Consider the following 23,472-nt stretch of genomic DNA (forward strand, 5'->3'; position numbering starts at 1 on the left):
AAATTACCCGGAAGCATTAGCGTCTCTTGCCCCTTTAAAATGCCCCGTATAAAAAAGCGGGGCGACCCGCTGTGCAGCGAATCGCCCCTAACCGGCAATTTATCATGGTATGCAGACCGCCGGTCTGAATCCTGTTAGTTCATAGCCAGGGCCTGGTAGGCCGAGAAGAACTCGAAGTTAAGATTATCCTCGGCGTTGCGCTGAGCAATGGAAGGCTCGTTGAGCAAGTTACCGGGCTTGCACCCCAGAAACCACTGCCGGGCAGCGAAGCCAAGGTCAGCAGCAAACTGACCAGCCAGTTCCAGTTCCGGATCTTCGTCCAGAGCGATGAGGTTATTTCTGCCCCAGACGAATTGCTGGGCGCTCCATTTGCTTAAGAGCGGAACCCGCAGGCGGTAGCCGATTTTATTGCGCGGAATGAAGCCGCGGATGTAACCGGGGTTCATCTTGCGAACTGTACTGACGGGCAAACCGCACGCGTCCGCAAGGCGGTTGAGATTGAGGTGGCGATAAACGACCAGGCTGGCGATGCTGTCCTCCATGGTATGATCAGCGGGGGTGAGGCCGTACTCGTCGTAGTAAGTGACGGTGTAGGCAGCAGCCACGTAAGCGGCTACGTATTTTTGAGATTCGCGGGGGAGGAATCGTTTAACCTTGCTGTAGTTAGTGTGACCACCCGCTGCGCGGATAGCACGACGTACCCGGCCCGGACCACAGTTGTAAGCAGCAAGGGCGAGGTGCCAGTCGCCAAACTGGTTGTAAAGGCCCTTAAGCATAATGACGGCTGCCTCGGTGGAGCGGTACATATCCAGGCGTTCATCTACGGTGCCATCAACCCGGAGGCCCATAGAACGGGCGGTGGCTGGCATGAGCTGCCAAAGGCCGGCGGCCCGGGCCGAAGAAACAGCGCCGGGGAAAAGCATAGATTCTGCTACGGCCAGGTACTTGAGGCTCTCGGGCATGTTATGCCGGGCCAGATAGTATTCAAAGATGGGGAAGTACTGGTTGGCGCGCCCCAGCATCCGTTCGGTGCTGTGAGATCCCTGGCCGAGGTAATCTCTTAGTTTTCTTTGTAGGTGAGCATCACACGCAGAGGTGGATAGCTCGAGGTCCATCTCGTCCAGCTGGCTGCTGAAAGAGGAAGCGTCACAATTAAGGGCGTCGGAGTTACGGGATAACGAGGTGTGATTCGAGTTAGCCTGTGCCATTACGGACATCACCAGCATTGCGGCGATGTTCAAGCACTTTAAGAGCTTGCTCATTTAAGATAATTTCGTTCAACAATCACTTACCGCCTCAATGCCACTAGTTCATGGGGATGGCTCTTCGGTAAGCATTTCGTGCCACCTTTAAATAAATGAGGTGGCTTTTCTGGGGGATAAAAAGTGGGCTCGACTTACGCCTCGCCCTAAGCGGCCGCAAAGATACGGTCAGCAAGCACCATGGCGCAAGCTTTTCCGTTCTAACGGTTTGTTATTCAACAGATAAGGGCTGACTTAAGTGCATTTCAGAATTTTGGACAGGCACAGCCTTAGCGACAAAAACAACCGTAAAACGGAACAAATGCACTTTTTTCGTCGGTCCGATAGGTGCCCACGGAATAATCTTTCATTCAGATTACCGGAAATCCGAGAAAGAATTGGCGGAAATTAAAATGTTAAAATTTCGCTAACTTCTTCATTTTCACGCTTTTTGGGGTGAATTCCCTTCGCGGAGCAGTATTGTTGGTGCCGGTTAGCAGCGGCATAGAAGCGGCATCCTGTCTGCACTTTTGTGGCAGGCGGATAGCCATTGGCGTTAAGCAAAGAGATTATGTCTGCGGCTGTTTCGTGTTGCTCCGGGGCCTGCGGCCCGGCAGCAGGAATGAAAATAACAGACCGGTACTGACCGCCTTGACCGCTACGGTCCCGGGTAAAATCATGGAGGAGAAAGAACTCGGTGAGTAGTTGCCTCGTCGTAAGTTTCCGGATATCATAGACGACCTCTACCGTTTCGGCGTGGCCGGTCTTATCGGTACAAACCTGTTCGTAGGTCGGGTTCGGAAGCACTCCGCCCATGAAACCGGTACGGGTGCTCAGCACGCCGTTCAATTGCCGGAAGTGAAACTCCCGGCCCCAAAAGCAGCCGCTGGCCAGATATATTGTTGCCTTTCAGGCTTCGTCTTCAGCCTGAGCTTCTTCGAACTTCTCGCGGGGGATGAACCGGATAGACAGACTATTGACACAGTGCCGGGTGTTCTTTTCGGTAAAGCGTTCGCCCTCGAAGACGTGACCGAGGTGACCATCGCAGTTGTTACAAACAATCTCGATCCTGCGGCCATCGGCATCGCGGACTTTCTTGATGGCACCGGGCACCTCATCGTCGAAACTGGGCCATCCACAGCCGGAGCTGAACTTATCCTTACTGTCGTACAGAGGGGCATCGCAACGCCGGCAAACGAAGACACCGTCGAGTTTGAAGTTATTATACTCGTTCGTAAAAGGCATCTCGGTGCCTTTATTGACGATCACGTATTCTTCCTGAGGGGTAAGGGGATTATAATTTTCTGGAGTTTTCATACCATGAATAACGCACAAGCGATCCTGTCGGTTCTGCATTATCATTTGGGGCGGGCAGCCGTTACCACGCGCGAACGGGTTGCGCCTGAGGAGAGCCGGGCTCCTTCAGCGTTCATTGCACCTGCGCGTGCGCCCGCAGCCAAACCACCGTATAAGCAAACCGGTGACTGCCGCGTAATCCCTTTACTTAAAACGAGGCTCCAGTGCTCTGTCAATGTTCAATTTCCGGATTGGGTGCTGGTAGATTTTGGTGGCTGGCGAGGCGCTCAAACCGGAGCTTAGCCGTAGCTAAGTGAGGACTTGAGTAACGAAGCCAGCCGCTAACCCGAAAATCTGAGCTTGACAGCGTACTAGACCTCTTCCACTACGAAATCGTAGCTTTCCATGATTACGTTGGCGAGCAATTTCTTGCAGGCGTTCTCGACTTTGTCGTGTGCTTCGGATTCGTCTTTAGCCTCGAGGCTGATGGTGACGTGCTTACCGATACGAACATCGTCTACTCCTTCGATACCGATATTAGGGAGATTCTTGACGACCACTTTGCCCTGAGGATCGAGCAGTTCGGCCTTAGGCATTACGTTGATGTGGGCGAGAAACTTCATGTTTGGAGATAATTTTATCAGGCTTCCGCGGAAGCAGTCGGGGGCGAAACCAGATTAATAATCAGGTAAACGCCAACGATGAAAGGAAAAGCCGCCGTTTGCAAAGTTGCTAATAAAACGATGGCAAGAACCGCAAAGATAATTCGCGTCTCGTTGCCCTCCCACTTCATGCCTTTGATCTTGAAAGAAAACATCGGGTGTTCACTGATGAGCAGGTAGGAGAACGCGACAATGGCCGGGTAAAGAACAAACGGACTGAGCGCCCAGGCCGCCCAGCCGAAGGGGTCGAGCGCATAAATGAGCATCAAACCGGTGGCGAAAACGGTACTCGTTGGCGTGGCAACACCCATGAAATTTTCGGTCTGTCGGGTGTCCAGATTGAATTTGGCCAGGCGCAGGGCGCTGAAGAGGGTCACCAACAAACCTGGTGCAGCGTACCAGGACCAGGTAATATCCGGCGCGGACGCAGGTGCAGCATCCTGACCGATGAATAGCAAGGTGTAATAAATCATGCCCGGTACCGCCCCGAAGGAAACCATATCTGCCAGGCTGTCGAGTTCTTTGCCGTGCTCGCTGGATACGTTCAGCAGGCGGGCTACCAGCCCGTCCGCAAAGTCGAACCATCCGGCGGCGAACAGAAACCAGAAAGCCGCAATAAAACGGTGATCGAGGATACAGATGATTGCCGCGCAACCACAGAAGAGGTTGAGCAGGGTAATTGCGTTGGGTATTTGAGACTTTAGCTTCACGGTGCAAAGTTACAGGATGGAAATTACAACGCACGGAATCGGGTTCGGCGGGAGTGTATTACGAGATGCACGGATCTCCCTCTCCTCGGGTCCCCAGGGCTAACGCATAGGCTAGTTAAGCCGTGTTAAACCCCCACCCCAGCCCCTCCCCACGGGGGATGGGCTCGTGAAAACGCTACGCGTTTTGGGTTGAAAGCTCTTAGGTGGTGACTATGATCTCGAGCTAAAAGCTTAAAATCGAATCCTATGCGTCAGCCCTGCCCCCGGTCCCTCTCCTCGGGAGAGGGGAGACGTGACAGGCAGCAAATTCGTGAGAGTAGTGCATCTCATGCTATAAACGGTTCGGCGGTAACACAATTACAAAGTTGCCTTACCGCACAGCGGGGATTCACCAGTTTGCTTCGTAATGAGACGCAGTGCGCATCATTTTGCTGGTCATTGTGTTATCAAAATCCTAAACTCAGTGATCAGGCACCAAACGACCAACGAATCCACGTAATGAACAGGTCGTTTATGTTGTTAATGAGTTGTTCCGATCTTTGCAGTACCAGCCAGTCCTCCCCTCAATGAAATTACTTTACCCGTTTCTCCTGCTTTGTTTCCTGTCTCCCGTCATTGCCTGGGCCCAACCAGCGAATGACGAATGTACAAACGCCATCATGTTGCCCATGGAAAGGGAGTTTTGCACCGGCAACGCCGGTGCCACCAACATCGGCGCCACCCGCTCGTTCGCCGATGCAAACCAGTACGACGTCTGTATCAGCGACCCCGATGAGATGAAAGATGTATGGTTCGCCTTCGTCGCCCTCGAAAACTCCGCCCGGATCACGGTCGATGGCCGCATCATCGGTAACGAACGGGGCAGCCTGCGGGAGCCCCAGATGACCGTCTACGAAGGAGGTTGCGACGGCGGCCTCACCCGAAACGAAGCATTGATCTGTAAGTCGCCCCTCAACAACATTCACGGTGTAAACGCAATTGTTCCTAACCTCATAGTTGGCGAAACCTACTACATACTCGTAGGTGCTCATGAAGGCAAAGAAGGCACCTTCGAGTTGTGTGTAAACCAGTTCGACGCCGTCCCCGAGCCCGATGCGGATTGCCCCACGGGCGTAGTGCTCTGCGATAAATCGCCCTTCAGCGTACAGTTCCTTTCGGGGAACGGCCTTATTCGTGAAGACCTGCAGGCCGACGGCTGCGTAGCAAACGACTGTAACCCTACCGAAGACAACTCCGCCTGGTACAAATGGACCTGTGATCAGTCCGGAACCCTGGGCTTCACCATCACGCCGCTGGGCACCGCGGCAAACGAAGACATCGACTTCGCCGTGTACGAACTCCCCAACGGAGTGGATGATTGCTCGGGCCGCCAGACCCTCCGTTGTATGTATTCCGGCGAGACGAGTGGGAACCCCGACGAACTCAACCTCCCCTGTCTGGGCGCTACCGGACTGAGCGTTAACGATACCGATACGGGAGAAAGCTGTGGTTGCCAAACTGGTAACAACAACTTCGCCGCAGCCATCGACATGGTGGCGGGACGAAGTTACGCACTGGTCGTTTTCAACTTTTCCGCCTCGGGCGATGGCTTCGATATGGAGTTCAACGGAACGGGCACCTTCCTTGGCCCACAGCCGGAGTTTACGTTTTCAGACAGCGAGGTTTGCGTTGGCGAAGCCCTGACGTTTCAGGACCAGTCCACCTCCGTAGATCAGATCGTTAGCCGGGAGTGGAATTTCGGCCCTACCGCAACACCTCAAACCGCTTCCGGCCCCGGCCCCCACTCCGTCGTCTTTGGCGAAGCGGGTACGCCAGCGGTCGAGCTCATCGTTACCACCAGCCGCGAGTGCCGTGAAATCCTCAGTCAGCAGGAAGTGAATGTGATTTGCTGTCAGGGTCAGTTTACCGGCAGTGCCACCACGAGTGATGTGCTTTGCCCCAACGATTCCAGCGGCGTCATCAACCTGACGGCCACGAGTAGCTTCTCTCCCGCCACCCTTACCTACGCCTGGAGCAACGGAGAAACGACGGAAGACATCAGCGGACTTGGCACGGGAGATTATACCGTTACCGTCAGTGATGTTTCCGGCTGCGAAGACGTTTATTCCTTTACCGTTGGCGGACCAGACCCTTTCGTTTTCGACACCTTGATCACCATGCCTTCCTGCGCCGGCGGGCAGGATGGCGCCCTGGAGTTCACTATTCTGAGTGGCGGCCTTGCCCCCTATGAATACAGCCTCAACGGCGGCCCCTTCGGGACAAACAATCAGATCAGCAGCATTGGTGTATCAACGGTAAATGTCCGCGTTCAGGATGGGAACGGCTGTTTCGTAGAGCAGGATATTTTCGTCGATGAGCTTCAGCTTGGTTTGGTTCAGGGCGTAGATGTTTTCACCGAGCCTGTTTGTGCCGGTGATGCCACCGGAAGCATCCAGATCGAGCTGGCCAACGGCCAGCCTGACTTCAGCTACGACTTCGGGCTGGGCGACGGTTTTCAGAGCAGCAACGTTCGGAACGGTCTTGCGGCAGGCATTTACAATGTTACCGCCCTCGATGCCGACGGTTGTACCGGGGTGTTTCAGGTGGAGCTCACCGAACCTCCCGTCATTACGCTCGCCGCCCAGGGAACCGGGAGTACCTGTTTTGGGACGGACGACGGGCAGATTATTGTCCTCTCTGGTGGCGGCCGGCCGGGCTACACCTATACGCTCAATGGGCAGTCTGTCACAGATACTGTGCAGACCGGCCTCGTCCCCGGCACTTACACCGTTCAGCTTACCGATGCGACTGGCTGCGTGCGCTCCGTCACCGAAGTAATTACTGAGCCCAACGAGATATTTCCCGTCCTGCTGGAAGAGAATGACCTGACCTGCTTCGACGCGGCCACCGGATCCTTCCGCCTCACTGCCACCGGCGGCACGCCGGGCTACACCTACGCTACCGACGATCGTGTATTCCAGCAGGATTCACTTCTTTCCGGCCTTCTGGCGGGCGACTACACCATTTACGTAATGGACGCTAACGGCTGCGTCGACTCATTGAACGGCTCCCTCACCCAGCCCCGTGAGTTTATTGTCGACCCCGGTGGCGACGCTCAGATCTTTCTTGGGTTCGACACCCTCCTGCGGGTGGTGAGCAACTACAGCCCGGTAACTTACGAGTGGGGGCCTGATGCTTTTGAGTGTACCAATCCCGATTGCTCCATCGTCCGTGCCGGGCCGGTAGAGACCACCATATACACCGTAGTGGGCACCAATCCGGCGGGGTGTACGGATACAGCTTCGCTGGAATTGCTCGTAGTCGAAGACCTGCCGCTTTACATCCCTAATGCCTTCAGCCCGAACGGAGACGGAGCCAACGACGGCTTCACCATCTTCGGTGGCCGGGCGGTAGAGGAAATCGAGTACCTCCGCGTTTACGACCGGTGGGGCGGGCTCCAGTTCGAGAACACAAATTTCATGCCCAACGAGCCCAGCCTCGGCTGGGACGGGCTGGTGGATGGCAAAAAAGTGAACCCGGCCGTTTTTGTCTGGTCCGCTTCGGTGCGGTTCATCAACGGAACGGTGCAGGAGTATGCGGGGGACGTGACGGTGGTTCGGTAGTGAATCGAAAGGTATAGCGTCGGGAACCGCTCAGTACTGCGCTTACCCACCTTCTACAAATAACCGAGCGACTTTGGGCGTTACCACTTTAAATACCCGGGGGCGCGGACGCAGGTGCAGAGGAACGGTAATAATACTTTTCGTTAAATGTGTAGACATCATGGTTTAAGAGCAGTACCCCATGCAGCCGGAAGAGCGGGACAGTTTAAGTCGGCCATTTTACGAACCTTCTTTGCACCTGCGACCGCGTCGTATTTTTCTTACCTTGAACCCTCACAATAAACCGATTTCCGATCATGACCCGTCGCAAAGCCATACAATCAGCCGCACTGACCCTGGGTGCCGCCTCCATCGCAAGCGCCATCGGCGCTACCGAAGCCGCCGATAAGCTCGCCGGTGCGAAGTACAAAACCAACCACAGTACCTGTAAGTGGTGCTACAACAGCATCCCCCTGGAGGAGCTCTGCGAACGCGGTCAGGACATCGGCCTGCAGAGTATCGAACTCCTTACCGTAGAAGACTGGCCGACCCTGAAGAAATACGGCATGACCTGCGCCATGGGCACCCACAAAGACTTCAGCATCGAGAATGGCTGGAACGACCTGAAGAACCACGAAATGCTGCAAACGCAGTACAAAAAAGTGATCCGCGATGCCGCCGATCACGGCGTCAAAAACGTGATCGTGATGAGCGGCAACCGCCGTCGCATTTCCGATGTAGACGGCATGATCAACTGCGCTATCGGCCTCAGGCCGATGGCAAAACTGGCCGAAGAAGCCGGAGTAACCCTGCAAATGGAGCTTCTGAACAGCAAGGTGAATCACCCCGACTACATGTGCGACACCACCCCCTGGGGCGCGGCGCTCGCGGAGATGATCGGCTCGCCGAACTTCCAGCTGCTGTACGATATCTACCACATGCAGATTATGGAAGGCGACATCATCAACACCATCAGGAAGTACCACAAATACATCGGCCACTATCATACCGGCGGTGTACCCGGCCGCAACGAAATCAACGATAGCCAGGAACTGAACTATCCGGCCATCATCCGCGCTATTCACGAGACGGGCTTTACCGGCTTCGTAGCCCAGGAGTTCATTCCTACCTACGACGACAAGATCAAAGCCCTGGCCGAAGGCATCAACATCTGTAACGTATAACTTACCGAATGACCACCAACTCCGCTCCTGAAAAGAAAAAACCTGCTCCGTACAAAACGATTGGCTGGGTTAGTGCCTTCGCGGTAGTGATCGGGGTCTTTTGCGTATCTCAATTCGCCAGCGGGCAGTTTCACCCTGCTGTTCTTGGTTTCCTGGTCTTTTGTTCCGTCGCCGTCCTTCTGATGTTTGCGTTAGAGGTTTACCGCCTGTACAAAGACTACGCTGCCGGCTACCTCTTCCCCGTACGCAACCTCACCTTTTTCATTGTTTGCCTCAGCTTTATTGCCCTGCCGGCAATGGGCATCTACGGTATGGTGACGGGGACTACCCTCGGCGCAGCCAATACGCTGTTGGTTCCCGTGTTTTTGTGGCTCGTGGTAAATAACCTGTTCTACGTGCGGCTGGACAGCGTTGGCCTGGAATCCAAGAGTGGCTTTTTTACGTCCAGATACGTTCCTCTTTTTGATGTAACGAACGTGGAAGAAAGTGAAGGGGGCCTGATCGTTTCGCAGGCGGAAGGGCCGGATATTCGTTTGTTTCGGGCGTTTTTCTTTGGGGCGCACTGGAAGGTGTTGCGGGAGCGGTTGGGGCGGTGAATTGGCGGTGTATCAAATGCAAGGGTGGATAAACATAAAAAATGCAGTGGAGCAAAATCACTATCTTGATAGTGACAAAACTCTCAAAACATGCTCATCTGCCCCAACTGCACAAGTGGTAAGATAGTCAAGAATGGCAGGACTTACTGCGGAAAGCAGAATCATAAATGCATAGACTGCAATCGCCAATTTGTAGCCAACAACCAACTAATCCCTCCAGAGCAGCACAAGCCGGGAAAAGCCTTCACCTACTATATAGAGGGCTACTTTACCGGTGTAAGGGCGCGAGTTAGCAGGCTCGTCCGAAAGACGCTCAGCTTCTCGAAAGACCTCAGCAATCATGTCGCAGCAATCCGATATTTCTTGTGGCAACGAAACCTAGATTCCTATCCTTACATTTGATACACCGCCAAAAATTGTCAACCTGATAAATTATGTGGTACGAAACAAGAAAAATCTTCACCGCCCCTTAAAAAACCGCAACAGTGCCTTAGTATAGTCTTCCGTAGTCTCTACACTCATGCTGTCGGCACCAGACTTTTGGAAGGCGCTTTTCTGGTACTTCATATTGTTGTTATACCAGTCGGCGTAGTGCTTGCGGACACGGCGGCTGTCGGTGTCGACCCACTGCATTTGTCCGGTTTCGGCGTCGCGGGCGTGGATGAGGCCGACGGCGGGGAGTTCGCGTTCGCGCGGGTCGTAAAGGTGCATACCGATCAGATCGTGGCGGCGGGCGGCGAGGCGGAGGGGCTTTTCGTAGCCGTCGGTTAAGAAGTCAGACAGGAGGAAGCAGATGCTTCGTTTTTTCACCATGTTGGTGAAGTAGGTGAGGGCCATACCGATGTCCGTACCCGTACCGGTTGGGCGAGTGTCGAGCAATTCGCGGATGATGCGGAGGATGTGACCGCGGCCTTTCTTCGGCGGCAGAAATTTCTCAACCTTGTCGCTGAAGAGCAGAAGGCCGACCTTATCGTTGTTGTTCGTGGCGGAGAAGGCGAGCACTGCGCAGATCTCCGTGATCAGCTCGTTCTTTAGTTGCTTGGTAGTACCAAAGAAGCTGGACTTGCTGATGTCCACCAGCAGCATCACGGTAAGTTCCCGTTCTTCTTCGAAGACCTTTACGTAGGGTTCGTTGCTGCGGGCGGTCACGTTCCAGTCGATATTACGAACATCGTCTCCGTACTGATAACCGCGAACTTCGGAGAACGACATACCCCGGCCCTTGAAGGCACTTTGGTACTCGCCACTAAAGATCTGGCGGCTCAGACCTTTGGTCTTGATCTCGATTCGGCGGACGCGCTTCAGAAGTTCGGTGGTTTCCATGTCTTGGTTCGTTGGTTTTTTGGTTCGTTGGCCCCTTTCAGGAAACGAACCGCAAATTACGAATAATGCAATTACCAGTTAAACGAGCGTATTACTGGTGTGATTGTTGCCCTTCAACCTTCCTTGCACCGGCGTGCGCGCCACATAGTTCTCTTGGTCAGAAAATGGTTATTCTGATCCCGGGGAGCGCTCCGTTTGCCAACGAAAAGCCTCACTCTGTCGAAATTACCCCTCCATCAGAACGAAAGTGCTCTTTTAATCGTTAATTCGTGTGACTATGAAGGATAAAAACTTAGCGGCCGTATTGGCATTTTTCGGAGGAGCTGTTGGGCTACACCGCTTCTATTTGGGGCAGGTAGGACTGGGCATCCTGTACTTTTTCATCCCCCCGCTCTCTTTACTGTTGGGTGTTATCGATGCCATCTCTTTTCTGAGCATGGACCAGAGTACTTTCGATGCCAAATACAATAAGGAACAGTATAACCCCACCCAACCCACCCGCAGCGGGCGCCAACTGACAGACCGTGAAAAACGCCACCAACAGCGCCAGCAGGAGCGTGCCCGCCGGGAGCAGATGCGTTCTGATCAGCGTGCTACCCGCCGCTCCAACTCAGTTCCGCAGCGTACCTCCCGCACCGCACCGGTCAATACGCCCAACGGCCAGGCCGAGCGTAAGGCCGGTCTGCGTTACTTCAAGGATTTCGAGTACGACCGCGCCATCATCGCTTTCGAACGAGCCCTGGAGAAAAACCCACGAGACGTAGCTTCTCATTTCAACATTGCCTGCTCGTACAGTTGCGAAGAGGAAGCCGATAAGGCCTTCTATCACCTCGACCGTGCTATTGCCCTCGGGTTTGCCGACTTCGAGCGCATCCGGACCCACGACAGTCTGGCGTTTCTGCGGGTTCAGCCAGGCTTTCAGTCTTTCGAAGAAAACGGCTACCGGCTGGCGCCGGATCTCAGCGCCGAAGAAGTGGTGCTGGAAAACCCCATCAAAGACGAAGCCCTCGTTGAGCTTCCCGAAATCAACGACGACCTGCTGGAGCAACTTCAGCGCCTCGCCACACTAAAGGAAAAGGGCTTACTGACCGAAGGCGAATTTGCCACCCAAAAGAAAAGACTGTTGGGGTGATGAGGTAGCCAGGAGCCGGCGGGCATTAACTCCCGCCCCCCAAACTGCGTTTCCTTCCATTACCTTCTATACCTATCACAAATGACTGCTGAATCCTTAATCTCCGACGCGATTGTTCCTCTCAACCCTGCCGATACCGGCGAGGAGGCCCTCGGCGTAATGAACGAATTTTACATCCGTCATCTTCCCGTGGTCGAAGAAGGAGAGCTCAAAGCTGTCGTCTCCGAAGACGACATCCTTGACGCCGATGCCTTGCAGCCCGTCAGCAGCTACCGGCTCCCCGTACAGCCGCCTTCAGTTTTCCCCGACGATCACCTTTACGATGTAATGCGGATCCTGACCGAGTATAAACTCACCGTCGTACCCGTCATCAACCGCGAGGGGACTTACATCGGCATGATCACCAACGAGGACCTGCTTCGGATTTTCGGTGAATCCAGCACGTTTTCAAGTCAGGGATCAATCGTTGTCCTCGAGGTACTGCGGCAGGATTACAGCCTTTCTGAAATATCCCGTATCGTAGAAAGCGAAGGTGCCATCATTTTGAGCTCATTCGTCCGCTCCTTCGAGGGCTCCAACCGGCTGGAGGTCACCATAAAAGTCAACAGCCAGAGTATCGCTGCGACCCTGGCCACCTTCGAACGCTACAACTATGTTGTTCAGGCCAGTTACAACGAAAAACAACTCAGCGACTCTTTGCGTGAGCGGTTTGATTCCCTGATGAATTACCTGGAAGTATAGAGGGCAGGAGACAGAGTGCAGAATGCAGAGAGCAGAGTGCAGAAGTTAGAATACTGAACCTGCGAACGAGTTCAGTCCAGCAGTCCGTCTTGTGACGCACACATTTTGCAGTTTTCTTCCTGCATTTTACTCTCCCCGCATTCCGCGGACGAGCCCGACCAGCAGCAGTACGCCCACCCCAACGCCGATCCGCAGCCAGTATCCCTGGCGGGAAATGACGGCCGTTTCCAGGTATTCCGGGTTGGCGGCACAGGGTGTCCCTTCTCCGCTTTGCAAGGCCCAGTGCCGGACATCCGTATTGTCCAGTCCGGGCAGAACAAGTGCCTGAACGTAGGCCGTATCAGGTTCTTCGACTTCAAAAGCAATTGCGTTTACATAGGCTCCTTGCGAGCTGTACAATGCAAGCTTTTCTCTCTTTTTGTCGATCCCGAAGGGAAGTCCTTCAATCACGTTATGGGCGAAGGGGTATGTTTCCCTGAAACGGGCTATATCGCGGCAGACGACAAGGTAGTCTCCCGGATCTATGCGGGCAGAGGGCAGACGTGTTTCGTGGTGATGATCGGTGAGCCGCCAGCCGGTCAGGTCCACCGTTTCTTCAGTACGGTTGTAGAGCTCTACCCAGTCTCCGCTGGCTTTGCTTCGCGGGCATACCTCATTGAAGATCACCTGATCGATCAACGGGTGGTCATAGGGTTCGAAGGCAGCTTCGAAGTGATAACTGCGCTCTGCGTTCAGGTCCAGCGCGTACCCTTCCGGGCCGGCCGATCGTTTCACGACCTGGCTGTTCGCCTCGCTTAACCGAAAGCCATTATGGGCGACGGTGCGCAGGTGCAAGGGGAAGTTTTGGAAGTACGTCCCTTTGTACCGCTCCTCGTCCACCCTGATGTTCTTGTTGACTTCAATGTAACCACCAGGCGTTGCAACGATGGTTACCATCCGGTCGCCTCCGGCACCGAAGTATTCACGGAGGTGCTCCCGCAGGTGAGCTGGTCTGTTTTCCCCAAAGGCACGGATGCGATCGAGGTGAATCCGCCAGTTTTTCTCCTTACCCTTCCAACGCTTCAATTGCCGGGGCATATCGTGCTCCAGGGCGGCAACCCTGCGCTCAATGGCAGCCGCAACGGTAACCGGAGCGAAATCGGTATGTAAATAGTCGAGCGTCCTGTTCACGAAGTAGCGGCGGTATTCGGTGTTGGCTAACAGCTTTCGTTGAAACAGGGTGCTCCACGGTGGGTTGGGCCAGGCGGGACCGTTGGCTTCGGTGTAGAACTCCAGGGTATTCCGCAAGTACCCCTCCTCCTGATGGAGTCCGAAACCCTGGTCCACATCGTAGAGTATCCAGCGCCAACGGCTTCCGGCTGTCTTCGGTTTCCAGTACCTGATGTTACCGCCGGCGTCCCGGTTATCGAAATAAGTCTGAGCAATCTGCAGGCGCTGGTAATTATCGATATCCATCATTCTTCCCAGGCGGCGGTAATTTTCCGGATTACTAAGGTCTTTACTCTCTACGAAAGATCGAAGTTTCTGGTATTCACCGATGCTTCCCTGCTTTACGGTATGCTCGTGTTCAATCAGATCGAGTTTGTCTTTGTCCACTTCCGGGTGGCGGTCAGACAGGAAGCGGGCGTTGATTTTTTCCCGCAGATGGTAAATGCCCCAGTATTCTCCGTTGATGTACACCTGCACCGGGCGTCCGGCCTGGCGTTCCAGGTCCCAGCTTTCGTCCTGCAGCAGACCGGTCAGTAGTACATCCCGGATATAAGACCGGTTCCAGTCTGAGCCCGCGTTGCGGGCCACGAGAAACTTGAAAGAATCGGCTCCGTTTTTGCCGAAGAGCTGGTGCCTGATCCGCTTTTCGCCGTATTTTTTCCGGGCTGATATGGAGAAAGACTTTTGCGGGTGCAGACGACTCATCCCTCCAAACATCCGGAAGCCCGTGGTTCCGCTGAAGACACTTCTTTCGTTGTTGGCTCCTTCCGGTTCGATAAGATCGAGATGGGCAGGGTGCTCCCTGCTTGTCCACCAGTTTGCTCCGGGTTGCTTCCAGTGACCGGGGTCCGCACCATATCCGGGCTTGAACCAGCCGTTGGCGGGATCGAATAGTCGCCATGGGTCGATTCCTATACTGAGGGTAAGCAAACGGCTGCGGGGCTCGCCGATGAAATAGGTTGCGCCCGCAACCGGAGAGGTCCGCTTGCCATCCGCGTTAAACGCGGCGTAGCGAAGGACAGTCGTTTTCCTGATAGTTATTTCTCCCTCAGAGAGCAAAGAGGCCTTGGTCGGCGTACTCCCATCCAGTGTATACCGAACCCTATCCGGCAAAGTAACGGTCACGGAGCGGGCGTAAAAACCAGCCCCCGGTCGAAGCAGCCTCTGGCTGCGAGCTGACCGAGAAACAGCATCGCCCTCCAATCCAGGCTCCCATTCGGAGAGTGTTGGCACCGCTCGCGCCCGGAGGGTACTTCGACCGGGCACGAAGCAACAACTCAGCAGAACCAGCAAAATCAAACGGGCGAATACGCGCAAATCAGGATAACTTCAAGGTAATATCCGAAAGATAGCCCGCTCAACTGACATTTCGCCTCTTCATGTGTTAACACCAAAAAACCAAGAATTGGTACTATGCGCCACTCCGTAGAAAATCACCGTATCCGTATAACCGTCGATCAGGTCGGTGCGGAACTCTCAAGTCTCGTTAACCTTGATTCAGGAAAAGAATACATGTGGCAAGCCGACCCCGCCGTGTGGGGCAGCCATGCTCCTGTTCTCTTTCCAATAATCGGAAAACTCAAAAACGGGACAACCGAAATTAATGGCGAGCAATTTGCCATCACCAAGCACGGTATCATCCGCAACAACGAAAACCTCGAGCTTTATTCCCAGTCTGACGACCGGATTACCTTCCGGCTTTCTTCGAGCGAAAAAACAAAAGAGGAGTACCCATATGACTTCGACTTCCGGATTACCTTCCGGGTAAGGAACGAGCATGTGATCATTTACCATGAGGTTCAGAACCTGGGTACCGAGCCGATGTACTTCTGCCTGGGCGGGCACCCTGCTTTTCGCGTACCCTTACACGATCACGATCCGTACGACGCACATTTCCTCCGGTTTGAGCACGACGAGACTTCAGCCTCCCACATCGTGAAAGAGGATGGTACGCTTACCACAGCGACCCGCCCCGTCCCCTGGGAGAAGGGCAACATATTACCCCTCAGCCACGAGCTGTTTGCCAACGACGCTCTCGTCTTTCGCGACCTCAACTCCCGCAGTGTCGTTCTGGAAAGCAAAATCAATGGTCCGCTCCTCAAGGTAGACTATGCCGGCTGGACACACCTCGGCGTATGGGCCAAACCCAACGGCAACTTCGTCTGCATCGAGCCGTGGATCGGCCTGGCGGATTTTGAGGATTCCGACGGGGTATTCAAGAATAAAGAAGGCATCATCGAACTGGCCGCAAACGAGAGCTACGTGATGTCGTACGACATCAAGGTGTTGTAAGTCGAGAGTGCGGGAATCAGGCGGGAGACGCTACCAGGCCGTGTATTCACAACCTCTTCGCTGCCCCCTGCGTTGTCTTTACTGAACTCTGAACCGGAGACACTTCCGCACCTTCAAGCGTTTCAATGAAACAGTTTTTCCATCTTTTTCTGGCGGCATTGATCGGTGGCGTTGCGGCTGCGGCTTTGGTCGTTGGTTTGAATGATGGCCGACCGGCCCTCGCTTCTCAAGCTTCCATTGCACCTGCGGCCGCGCCCTTATTGGTAGCACAAGGAAGCCCAGCGGAAGAATTACCCGCCCCGTTGGACCTCCGCCCCGCCGCCCGCCTGGCCATCCCCGCAGTTGTACACATAAAGGCTTTCACAAAAGACCGTCAGCGGGAGGCGGTTAAAGCCCTCTTCAGCGAAAAACCACCCAGCCGTAAGCCGCGCGAAGGAGAGGGCTCCGGGGTTATTTACACGTCTGGCGGCTACATCGTTACCAACCACCACGTCGTGGCCAACGCCACGGACATCACCGTAACCACAACCGACCGCAAGACCTACCCCGCCAGTCTGGTTGGCGAAGATCCAAAATCGGACCTGGCCGTTCTACGCATCGACGGCAAAGACCTTCCGTACCTGAAATTAGCTGATTCCGACGCCGTAGAGCCCGGCGCATGGGTGCTGGCCGTCGGCAATCCTTTTGGTCTTACCAGCACCGTCACGGCAGGTATCGTCAGTGCTCGTGGCCGGAGTATTAACCTGCTCTCCGACCTCGACGCCATCGAAAGTTTCCTGCAAACCGACGCAGCCGTGAACCCCGGAAATTCCGGCGGAGCCTTGGTAACCGCCGATGGCAAACTGGCTGGCATCAACACCGCGATCGCTTCGCAAACCGGAAAGTTTCAGGGCTACAGCTTTGCGATTCCCAGTAATCTGGTGCAGCGCATTGCCGACGACATCATTGCCTACGGCAGCTACCGCCGTGCGTTTCTCGGTGTCGAGATTTCCACCTTCACTAATTCAGACCAGCAGCGCCTTGGCCTCAACAACCGTACCGAAGGTGTCGTGATCGACGCTATCTTTGCCGGCGGCTCCGCCGCCGCGGCAGGGCTGAAAGTCGACGACCTGATCGTGCGGGTCGGTAAACGAACCATCCGCGACTTACCCGAATTAACCGAGCTCATCGGTCGGGCCAGAGTGGGAGAAACGTTAAAGTTGACCGTAGTAAGGAACGGATCCGAAGTTGAAGTCGTCGTTCCTTTAATCGACTGAAAGCACTCGTCGCTAAAAGCAAACCGGGCCAACGTTCAGCCCGGCAACATCAACGTAAGCCGCGCCAGCTATTATTTAGTTACTCAATCCTTTTTCATATGCGCCTAAGCAGCAAAAATCTCTACAAAAAATACGGTTCCAGAACGGTGGTAAAAGACGTCTCTCTTTACGTCGATCGTGGAGAAATTGTAGGCTTATTGGGACCTAACGGCGCAGGTAAGACGACTACTTTTTACATGACAGTGGGCTTCATAAAACCCAACCAGGGCAATGTTTACCTCGACGAGCGCGACATCACCAAAATGCCGATGTACAAACGGGCGCAACTCGGCATCGGTTACCTGCCCCAGGAAGCGTCCGTATTCCGTAAGCTGGCCGTTGAGGACAACATTTACGCCGTACTGGAAATGACCAACCTGAACAAGGCCGAACGCGAAGCCAAACTCGAAGGGTTGATCGAAGAATTCAGTCTCGAGAAAGTACGCCGCAGTAACGGTGACACCCTTTCCGGCGGCGAGCGCCGCCGCACCGAGATTGCCCGCGCGCTGGCCACCGATCCCAGCTTCATTCTGCTGGACGAACCCTTCGCGGGCATCGACCCAATTGCGGTGGAAGACATCCAGAGCATCGTCGCGAAACTGCGAACCAAAAACATCGGCATCCTGATTACCGACCACGACGTGCAGGCCACGCTCAACATCACCGACCGCGCCTACCTCATGTTTGAAGGGGCCATCCTGAAAGCAGGAACCGCCGAAGAACTGGCGGCCGACGAGATGGTCCGCAAGGTGTATTTGGGTAAGAACTTTGAGCTGCGTCGGCAGGTGATTGGTTAATGGCGGAGGAGTTGTACCCCAACAACTCCTGCTTCTAATACCCGAAAACTCAAAGGTCAATACCTTTACGAGGTAGAGTCGGAATACAATTCCTCCACCGAAAACATACCTTTACGAGATAAAGTCGGAGTAAAACTCCTCCACCGAAAACAATAGCATGTTCCCAGCCCAAACCTACCAGCAACGCCGCCACGATCTGGCTGCACTCATTCCCTCCGGCCTCATTTTTCTTCCCGGCAACCGGGAAGCCCCCATGAACTGTGCGGACAACACGTATCCCTTTCGCCAGGACAGCAGTTTCCGGTACTTCGCCGGCCACAATATTCCTGATCTGGCGCTCACCATCGACGGAGCATCGGGCGAAAGCAAGTTGTGGGGCGATGACATCAGCCTCGATCATGTAGTTTGGATGGGTGCGCAGCCGAGCATTGCAGAACTCGCTGAGCGCATCGGCGCGACGCGAGGAGGAACCCAGGCGGAGCTATCCACCCTGCTGAAGAAACACGCCAAAGAAGTACGCTTCCTGCCTCCTTACCGGGCCGAGCGCAAGACCTTCATCGCCGAACATTTGGGCTCGGCAGCAGGTGCAGACGAGGGATTGATAAGAGCAGTGATTGCGCTGCGCTCCGTTAAATCCGCCGAGGAACTGGTACAAATGGACCTTGCGGTAATGACCAGCATGAAGATGCACGCCGCCGCGCGGGCTCACGCCGCGCCCGGCCAGCTCGAAGCCGAAGTCGCAGGTATCATCGAAGGCATCGCCATCTCCGCCGACGGACGTCTCTCCTACCCCGCAATCGTGACCCGCAACGGTCACGTTCTCCACAACCATTACCACGGCAACACCCTGCAAAAAGGAGACCTCCTGCTCATCGATGCCGGAGCCGAAACGCCTTCCGGCTACGCCGGAGACATCACCCGCACCTTCGCCGTCGGGGCAGACATGACCACCCAACAGCAGGATATTTACGACATCGTGCAGAAGGCCCTCACGGACAGCACCGCCGCGCTTCAGCCGGGGATTACTTACCAATCTGTTCACCTTAACGCTGGCCGCATCATCGCCTCCGGCCTCAAAGAGGTGGGCCTGATGAAAGGCGACGTCGACGAAGCAGTTGCCGCCGGAGCTCACGCCTTGTTTATGCCCCACGGCCTCGGCCACATGATCGGCCTTGACGTTCACGACATGGAGGACCTCGGCGAAGACCTCGTTGGCTACGACGATAAGGTGAAGCGCAGCACCCAGTTCGGCACCCGCAGCCTGCGGCTGGGCAAAGAGCTTCAGGAGGGCTACGCACTTACCGTAGAGCCTGGTATTTACTTCATCCCGGCCCTTATCGACCGCTGGGCGGCAGACGGTACCTGCGCCGACTTCATCAACTTCGCAGCCCTCGATGCTTACCGCAATTTCGGCGGCATCCGGTTAGAGGACAATGTGGTGGTTACAGCAAGTGGGCATCGGGTACTGGGGTAGTCCCCCCAGGGCTGACGCATAGGCTAGTTAAGCCGTGTTAAACCCCCACCCCAACCCCTCCCCACGGGGGATGGGCTAGTGAAAACGCTACGCGTTTTGGGTTGTAAGCTCTTAGGCTTCAACTATGATCTCGAGCCAAAAGCTTAAAATCGAATCCTATGCGTCAGCCCTGGGTAGTCCCCCGGTCGATGCACACGCCGTGTGCAAGCGGTAAGAGCAGCCTCCGGATGCGACTCTTCTATCCTCTATAAAAAACAAGACAGCTCTACCGGCTTCCGGTAGAGCTGTCTCGAATTCGATCAGGTCAAAAGGCAGGCCCCGTGCTCGGAGAGCACGGCAACCGCTTACTCACGGAGTGAGCGGCGACCGGTGGTCTCTTAGTTGATCGTAACTTTCGTTGTGCTGACCCGGTTAGCACCGGTCACCTGCACTACGTAGATACCTGCCGGAACGTCAGCTGTATTGATTGTGGTACGTCCTCCGCCTGCGATAAGGTTCATCTGTTCGTTGCGCAGTACGCGCCCGTCGATAGTGAGGAGTTGAACGGTGGCGGAGCCAGCGCGCTCGCTGGTTACGTTTACCGTCACGAACTCCTTGGCGGGGTTCGGGTATACGTTTACTTTCGTTTCTCCCAGTGCCGGGTCGTTCACGTCGTCAATGACTGCGTTCAGAACGAGTACGCCGTAGTCACCAACTTCGGCCGTGAGGTTGTCTCCAGCGCTTGAAGTAAGGGTGGCAGTGCTTTCGTAGTTTTTCGCGTTCAGCATTTCGATATCATCGATCCACCAACCAGTTCCACTCACTTCGGCATCAGAGATGAAACGGTAGCGAACAGAAACATCCTGACCAACAAATTCACTCAGGTCAACAATGATTTCACGGTAGTCACCAGTTGTGGCATCCGGCTCATCTCCGCTGAAACCCCAAAAAGATTCAGTATTCAGCAGGGCGGCGGAGCCATTCGGGCTAACGTCTCCCCGGTAGTAACCACGAACGATCTGGTCTCCTACAACTTCCCAGTTTGTATTGTCGGTGCTCACCTCAATGATTCCGGCATCCCATCCTGCTTCAGTATCGTACTTGGTAAAGAAGCGCATGACGGGGTTTTCACCCGTCACAGCAAAAGGCTCAGCGGATGTAAGCACCTGATCCTGGGTTGTCCCTGTATTGGCAACGTAGTAGGCAAGGTCTCCCATGAAAGGAGTCGTATCGGTTTGTTCCCAGAAAAACTCAATGATGGTCGGGTCATCGTTGAGGCTGAGTGCAAACCAATCGTCGTCACCGTTTTCGGCACCATCGAAGTAAGTCTGGACCGAACCAACGGAAGGATCGGTAGAAACAGAGTAGCGGATAATCTCTTCGTCTTCGAAACTCATTGTTCCCAGATTGAAGGTGATCGTTTGGCCATCGATGGTGAAGTCATCGGCGCCACGAACGGAAGCAGGATCGATTATCATTCCGTCAGGAACAACATCGGTGATCACAATATCCTCGGTATCCTCAACGCGGTAACTGGTTGCAGCAAGGGTGTAGGTAACTCCTTCGCCAGCGTTAACGGTGTTTTCGTCTACGGTCTTTACCAGATTCATTCCCCCAGTACAAGCGGGATTGAGATCGAAAGCCTCCCGGCCATCGGTACGGTTGTTGGTGTCTCCCTGGCGGGCAGAGAACCCAACGCCACGGCGGGCAAATACTTCCCAGATCAAACACTGGTTAGCACCATCGTTGAGGTCTAAGTCTGCGGCCAGAATACCGTCGCGACCGTCGATCAGTCCCGGGCGGCATTTGGTCAGTTTCATCCCTTCAACCACCAATTCAACGGCAAGGTTGTTGCCGCCGGTTCCGGTAATGAGGTCGTCGTCGTAGCCATACTCGTCGGTCATGGCCCACCACAGATCCCAGAGCATGGTCCCCCATATCTCGCCGAGATCGTGGACACTCGTCCCCGTAATGATAATATCGTCTAGTGTATGGTTATTCACAGCGAAGTCGGTAGAGTACGGTTGGTTACGAATACCAAGGCCAGTGATTGCTCCACGGGTGGCGTAGTTACCGATACCGCGCGCCTCGGTGCCGTCGGGCATATCCTCAATGGTCCGTGGAGTAGAAGAGAGACTAAAGAAATCAGACCAGCCTTCTCCCATCTGCTCGTCGTTGAAAAGACAGGTAACGTTATTAGGTCCTCCTACCAAACGGGTAGAAACGCCGTGCCCCATTTCGTGGGCAACAATACCATTATCGAAATCTCCGTCACGCGGGGGAGGAGGCAAAAATTGAAACGTTACCGAAACACTGTCGCCTGCGGCAACGGTGTTGCGCAGGTTCACGCAGTCCTCGAAAGTGATGAATACACTCGGGATATTGATGGTGAGCTCAGGGTTACCGTCACTCATATTGATGATTCCACCCCGCTCTTCACCGGCCATGGCATCGTTACAAATAATCACACCGATGGCACCTGCCTCCTGGGCGTTGTACACCTTGAGGGAGAAGTTACACTCTCCCCGGGTAATCAGAGCGATTTTGCCCGTCAGGTCATTCGTAATTTCAGTACAACCAATGGCGGGGTCAGAAATAGCAACCTGGCCGGTTACCGGGATAGACCCGATTGCCGTACCGAACAGCGCCTCACCAGTAGTGTACGGCCCAGCAATTGTAGCGGGCGTATTCACCTGCATTCTGCTGGCTCCGGCCGTCCAAAGAAACATTTGCATAGTTCCACTGCTTCCGTCGGAAGGAGTAGAGAAGTTGGCGTTGTTGGTTCCGGAACCGTCCTGAACTTCAACCCGAACCTCGTCGCGGTCAAGGCCTTCTCCCGTGTAGTTAGTGCGCTGGAAGTTACCAGCGTCTTCGTTGAATCCTGCGTGATACATCCAGTCGTGCATCTTGTTGGTCAGGTAGAAGGTCTGTACCATCGCAGCGGGCAGGAGGGTATCGATATTATCATCCGCAATCTCGTCAGCAAAAAAGAAATCGAAAACGAGGCTGTCTCCGCCGTCGGCAACTACATCGGTTTCCACTACATCGTCGCCGTCTGTATCCGGATAAGCATAAGTATTGTTACCCCGAGTGGTGGTGTATTCAGGGCCATCAACGCCGTTGGTATCGTGCCATCCGAAGGGAGATGCAACCGGGTCAGCGGGGCTTTTCTCTTGCGTCCGCACACCGTGCAGTGGCGATTCAACACCGAACCGAAAAACGTGGTAGCGGCTTTCTTCGGCTACGGCGCTTTCGAACATCTGCTCGCTTACGGGCAGTGCTTTTGCGGTTACGTTGGCGCAGGCATTGTCGTAGTTGTGCTGATGATTCGGGGTTCCGAAGTCACACTTCAGCACCTGATTCGCCCGTTGCAGGACATCACCGGTTTCAGCATCGATCACTACGTACCAGATGTCGGAATCGGCAGCATGCCGATCGATCATCACGCGGTAAGCGAGGCGGAGGCCGGCTTTGGTCACGTAATAAGCGGTCTTGGCCCGGATGGGTTCCGGGCTGGCAGCAGTCCAGCTGAACAGAGCCTCATCACCGTCGGCTCCTATTGCTACGGGGTTCCCGAAGGCAGGAGTCACCGCATTTACCGCCGTTGCGATAGCTGCTTGGGCGCTCAACGCCGGTGCAGGGTAAGGAACTGCGGCAAGGCCGGTAGCGAGATCGCTCGTGCGGTGCACCAGCTTATCGTTACGGAAGTGAAGCGAAGCCTGAGCGTTAAGCAGCGGCAAGCCGTGCAGTTGCTGCACGACGTAGATGTGCCGGGTGCCACTGGGGCTGACGTAGTTGTCGGTGATCCGGAGATCATCGATGTCGGCCGCTTCGAGGCCGAAGGAGGCGTACTCTTTCTGGAGGTAATCGAGGGCAATTTTGCCATCAGCCTGAGCAATGAGGGTAGTGGTTGCTCCCAGCAAGAGTAGGAGAACGGAAGTTAATATTCTTTTCATACTA

Annotated in this window: 18 protein-coding genes; 10 read left to right on the forward strand and 8 right to left on the reverse strand. The window is 54.8% G+C overall.

The features are described from left to right. Nucleotides 1-134: 134 nt before the first annotated feature. The 5 genes from FUA23_RS08150 to FUA23_RS08170 all read right to left on the reverse strand — a co-directional run bounded on the left by FUA23_RS08150 (nucleotide 135) and on the right by FUA23_RS08170 (nucleotide 3,909). On the reverse strand, nucleotides 135-1,262 hold the full coding sequence (locus tag FUA23_RS08150) for a lytic transglycosylase domain-containing protein (protein WP_147930240.1): 1,128 nt from the start codon (nucleotides 1,260-1,262) through the stop codon (nucleotides 135-137). A 387-nt stretch (nucleotides 1,263-1,649) separates the two neighbouring features. Continuing rightward, complete coding sequence (gene msrA / locus FUA23_RS08155) at nucleotides 1,650-2,141, reverse strand: peptide-methionine (S)-S-oxide reductase MsrA (protein ID WP_147930241.1); 492 nt, start codon at nucleotides 2,139-2,141, stop codon at nucleotides 1,650-1,652. A gap of 9 nt (nucleotides 2,142-2,150) precedes the next feature. After that, a complete protein-coding gene (locus FUA23_RS08160; protein WP_147930242.1) occupies nucleotides 2,151-2,558 on the reverse strand; it encodes a methionine-R-sulfoxide reductase in 408 nt (135 codons plus the stop codon). Nucleotides 2,559-2,908: 350 nt separating this feature from the next. Then, nucleotides 2,909-3,160 carry a phosphoribosylformylglycinamidine synthase subunit PurS gene (gene purS, locus FUA23_RS08165; protein WP_147930243.1) on the reverse strand — a complete coding sequence of 84 codons (252 nt, stop codon included), beginning with the start codon at nucleotides 3,158-3,160 and terminating at the stop codon, nucleotides 2,909-2,911. 17 nt (nucleotides 3,161-3,177) lie between these two features. Continuing rightward, complete coding sequence (locus tag FUA23_RS08170) at nucleotides 3,178-3,909, reverse strand: CDP-alcohol phosphatidyltransferase family protein (protein WP_147930244.1); 732 nt, start codon at nucleotides 3,907-3,909, stop codon at nucleotides 3,178-3,180. A gap of 566 nt (nucleotides 3,910-4,475) precedes the next feature. Between FUA23_RS08170 and FUA23_RS08175 the strand changes: the two genes are divergently transcribed. The 4 genes from FUA23_RS08175 to FUA23_RS23085 all read left to right on the forward strand — a co-directional run bounded on the left by FUA23_RS08175 (nucleotide 4,476) and on the right by FUA23_RS23085 (nucleotide 9,672). Beyond that, nucleotides 4,476-7,511 (forward strand): T9SS type B sorting domain-containing protein, encoded by a 3,036-nt coding sequence (locus tag FUA23_RS08175; protein ID WP_147930245.1) that lies wholly within the window; start codon nucleotides 4,476-4,478, stop codon nucleotides 7,509-7,511. Between the two features lie 296 nt (nucleotides 7,512-7,807). Then, the gene (locus FUA23_RS08180) at nucleotides 7,808-8,674 is read left to right on the forward strand and encodes a hydroxypyruvate isomerase family protein (RefSeq protein ID WP_147930246.1); all 867 of its coding nucleotides are present in this window, start codon (nucleotides 7,808-7,810) and stop codon (nucleotides 8,672-8,674) included. A gap of 8 nt (nucleotides 8,675-8,682) precedes the next feature. Further along, complete coding sequence (locus FUA23_RS08185; RefSeq protein WP_147930247.1) at nucleotides 8,683-9,270, forward strand: hypothetical protein; 588 nt, start codon at nucleotides 8,683-8,685, stop codon at nucleotides 9,268-9,270. A gap of 90 nt (nucleotides 9,271-9,360) precedes the next feature. Then, nucleotides 9,361-9,672 (forward strand): IS1 family transposase, encoded by a 312-nt coding sequence (locus tag FUA23_RS23085; protein WP_147930248.1) that lies wholly within the window; start codon nucleotides 9,361-9,363, stop codon nucleotides 9,670-9,672. Between the two features lie 57 nt (nucleotides 9,673-9,729). On the opposite strand, the gene FUA23_RS08195 is transcribed toward FUA23_RS23085, so the two are convergent. Beyond that, on the reverse strand, nucleotides 9,730-10,593 hold the full coding sequence (locus FUA23_RS08195) for a DUF58 domain-containing protein (protein WP_147930249.1): 864 nt from the start codon (nucleotides 10,591-10,593) through the stop codon (nucleotides 9,730-9,732). A 277-nt stretch (nucleotides 10,594-10,870) separates the two neighbouring features. Between FUA23_RS08195 and FUA23_RS08200 the strand changes: the two genes are divergently transcribed. Then, nucleotides 10,871-11,725, forward strand: coding sequence for a TPR end-of-group domain-containing protein (locus tag FUA23_RS08200; protein WP_147930250.1), 855 nt, complete (start codon nucleotides 10,871-10,873; stop codon nucleotides 11,723-11,725). Between the two features lie 81 nt (nucleotides 11,726-11,806). Then, nucleotides 11,807-12,466: a CBS domain-containing protein gene (locus FUA23_RS08205; RefSeq protein WP_147930251.1), complete on the forward strand. Its 660-nt coding sequence runs from the start codon at nucleotides 11,807-11,809 to the stop codon at nucleotides 12,464-12,466. Nucleotides 12,467-12,592: 126 nt separating this feature from the next. Here the strand turns inward: FUA23_RS08205 and FUA23_RS08210 are convergent, their stop codons facing one another. Continuing rightward, on the reverse strand, nucleotides 12,593-14,941 hold the full coding sequence (locus tag FUA23_RS08210; protein ID WP_319923261.1) for a CotH kinase family protein: 2,349 nt from the start codon (nucleotides 14,939-14,941) through the stop codon (nucleotides 12,593-12,595). Between the two features lie 147 nt (nucleotides 14,942-15,088). Between FUA23_RS08210 and FUA23_RS08215 the strand changes: the two genes are divergently transcribed. The 4 genes from FUA23_RS08215 (at nucleotide 15,089) to FUA23_RS08230 (ending at nucleotide 19,533) form a co-directional block, all read left to right on the forward strand. Further along, nucleotides 15,089-15,967, forward strand: coding sequence for an aldose 1-epimerase family protein (locus FUA23_RS08215; protein WP_147930253.1), 879 nt, complete (start codon nucleotides 15,089-15,091; stop codon nucleotides 15,965-15,967). 125 nt (nucleotides 15,968-16,092) lie between these two features. Next, the gene (locus FUA23_RS08220) at nucleotides 16,093-17,223 is read left to right on the forward strand and encodes a S1C family serine protease (protein ID WP_147930254.1); all 1,131 of its coding nucleotides are present in this window, start codon (nucleotides 16,093-16,095) and stop codon (nucleotides 17,221-17,223) included. Between the two features lie 98 nt (nucleotides 17,224-17,321). Then, nucleotides 17,322-18,059 carry an LPS export ABC transporter ATP-binding protein gene (gene lptB / locus FUA23_RS08225; protein ID WP_147930255.1) on the forward strand — a complete coding sequence of 246 codons (738 nt, stop codon included), beginning with the start codon at nucleotides 17,322-17,324 and terminating at the stop codon, nucleotides 18,057-18,059. A gap of 157 nt (nucleotides 18,060-18,216) precedes the next feature. Next, a complete protein-coding gene (locus FUA23_RS08230; protein WP_147930256.1) occupies nucleotides 18,217-19,533 on the forward strand; it encodes an aminopeptidase P family protein in 1,317 nt (438 codons plus the stop codon). A gap of 377 nt (nucleotides 19,534-19,910) precedes the next feature. Here the strand turns inward: FUA23_RS08230 and FUA23_RS08235 are convergent, their stop codons facing one another. Continuing rightward, a complete protein-coding gene (locus FUA23_RS08235) occupies nucleotides 19,911-23,468 on the reverse strand; it encodes a M36 family metallopeptidase (protein WP_187270936.1) in 3,558 nt (1,185 codons plus the stop codon). Nucleotides 23,469-23,472 lie beyond the last annotated feature (4 nt).

The sequence above is a fragment of the Neolewinella aurantiaca genome, assembly GCF_008014675.1.
GTDB lineage: Bacteria > Bacteroidota > Bacteroidia > Chitinophagales > Saprospiraceae > Neolewinella > Neolewinella aurantiaca.

Excerpts from the sequence above, each read along its gene's own strand:
- FUA23_RS08150 (WP_147930240.1), bottom strand. The coding sequence starts at position 1,262 with ATGAGCAAGCTCTTAAAGTGCTTGAACATCGCCGCAATGCTGGTGATG.
- FUA23_RS08160 (WP_147930242.1), bottom strand. The coding sequence starts at position 2,558 with ATGAAAACTCCAGAAAATTATAATCCCCTTACCCCTCAGGAAGAATAC.
- purS (WP_147930243.1), bottom strand. The coding sequence starts at position 3,160 with ATGAAGTTTCTCGCCCACATCAACGTAATGCCTAAGGCCGAACTGCTC.
- FUA23_RS08175 (WP_147930245.1), top strand. The coding sequence starts at position 4,476 with ATGAAATTACTTTACCCGTTTCTCCTGCTTTGTTTCCTGTCTCCCGTC.
- FUA23_RS08180 (WP_147930246.1), top strand. The coding sequence starts at position 7,808 with ATGACCCGTCGCAAAGCCATACAATCAGCCGCACTGACCCTGGGTGCC.
- FUA23_RS08185 (WP_147930247.1), top strand. The coding sequence starts at position 8,683 with ATGACCACCAACTCCGCTCCTGAAAAGAAAAAACCTGCTCCGTACAAA.
- FUA23_RS23085 (WP_147930248.1), top strand. The coding sequence starts at position 9,361 with ATGCTCATCTGCCCCAACTGCACAAGTGGTAAGATAGTCAAGAATGGC.
- FUA23_RS08195 (WP_147930249.1), bottom strand. The coding sequence starts at position 10,593 with ATGGAAACCACCGAACTTCTGAAGCGCGTCCGCCGAATCGAGATCAAG.
- FUA23_RS08200 (WP_147930250.1), top strand. The coding sequence starts at position 10,871 with ATGAAGGATAAAAACTTAGCGGCCGTATTGGCATTTTTCGGAGGAGCT.
- FUA23_RS08205 (WP_147930251.1), top strand. The coding sequence starts at position 11,807 with ATGACTGCTGAATCCTTAATCTCCGACGCGATTGTTCCTCTCAACCCT.
- FUA23_RS08215 (WP_147930253.1), top strand. The coding sequence starts at position 15,089 with ATGCGCCACTCCGTAGAAAATCACCGTATCCGTATAACCGTCGATCAG.
- FUA23_RS08220 (WP_147930254.1), top strand. The coding sequence starts at position 16,093 with ATGAAACAGTTTTTCCATCTTTTTCTGGCGGCATTGATCGGTGGCGTT.
- lptB (WP_147930255.1), top strand. The coding sequence starts at position 17,322 with ATGCGCCTAAGCAGCAAAAATCTCTACAAAAAATACGGTTCCAGAACG.
- FUA23_RS08230 (WP_147930256.1), top strand. The coding sequence starts at position 18,217 with ATGTTCCCAGCCCAAACCTACCAGCAACGCCGCCACGATCTGGCTGCA.
- FUA23_RS08235 (WP_187270936.1), bottom strand. The coding sequence starts at position 23,468 with ATGAAAAGAATATTAACTTCCGTTCTCCTACTCTTGCTGGGAGCAACC.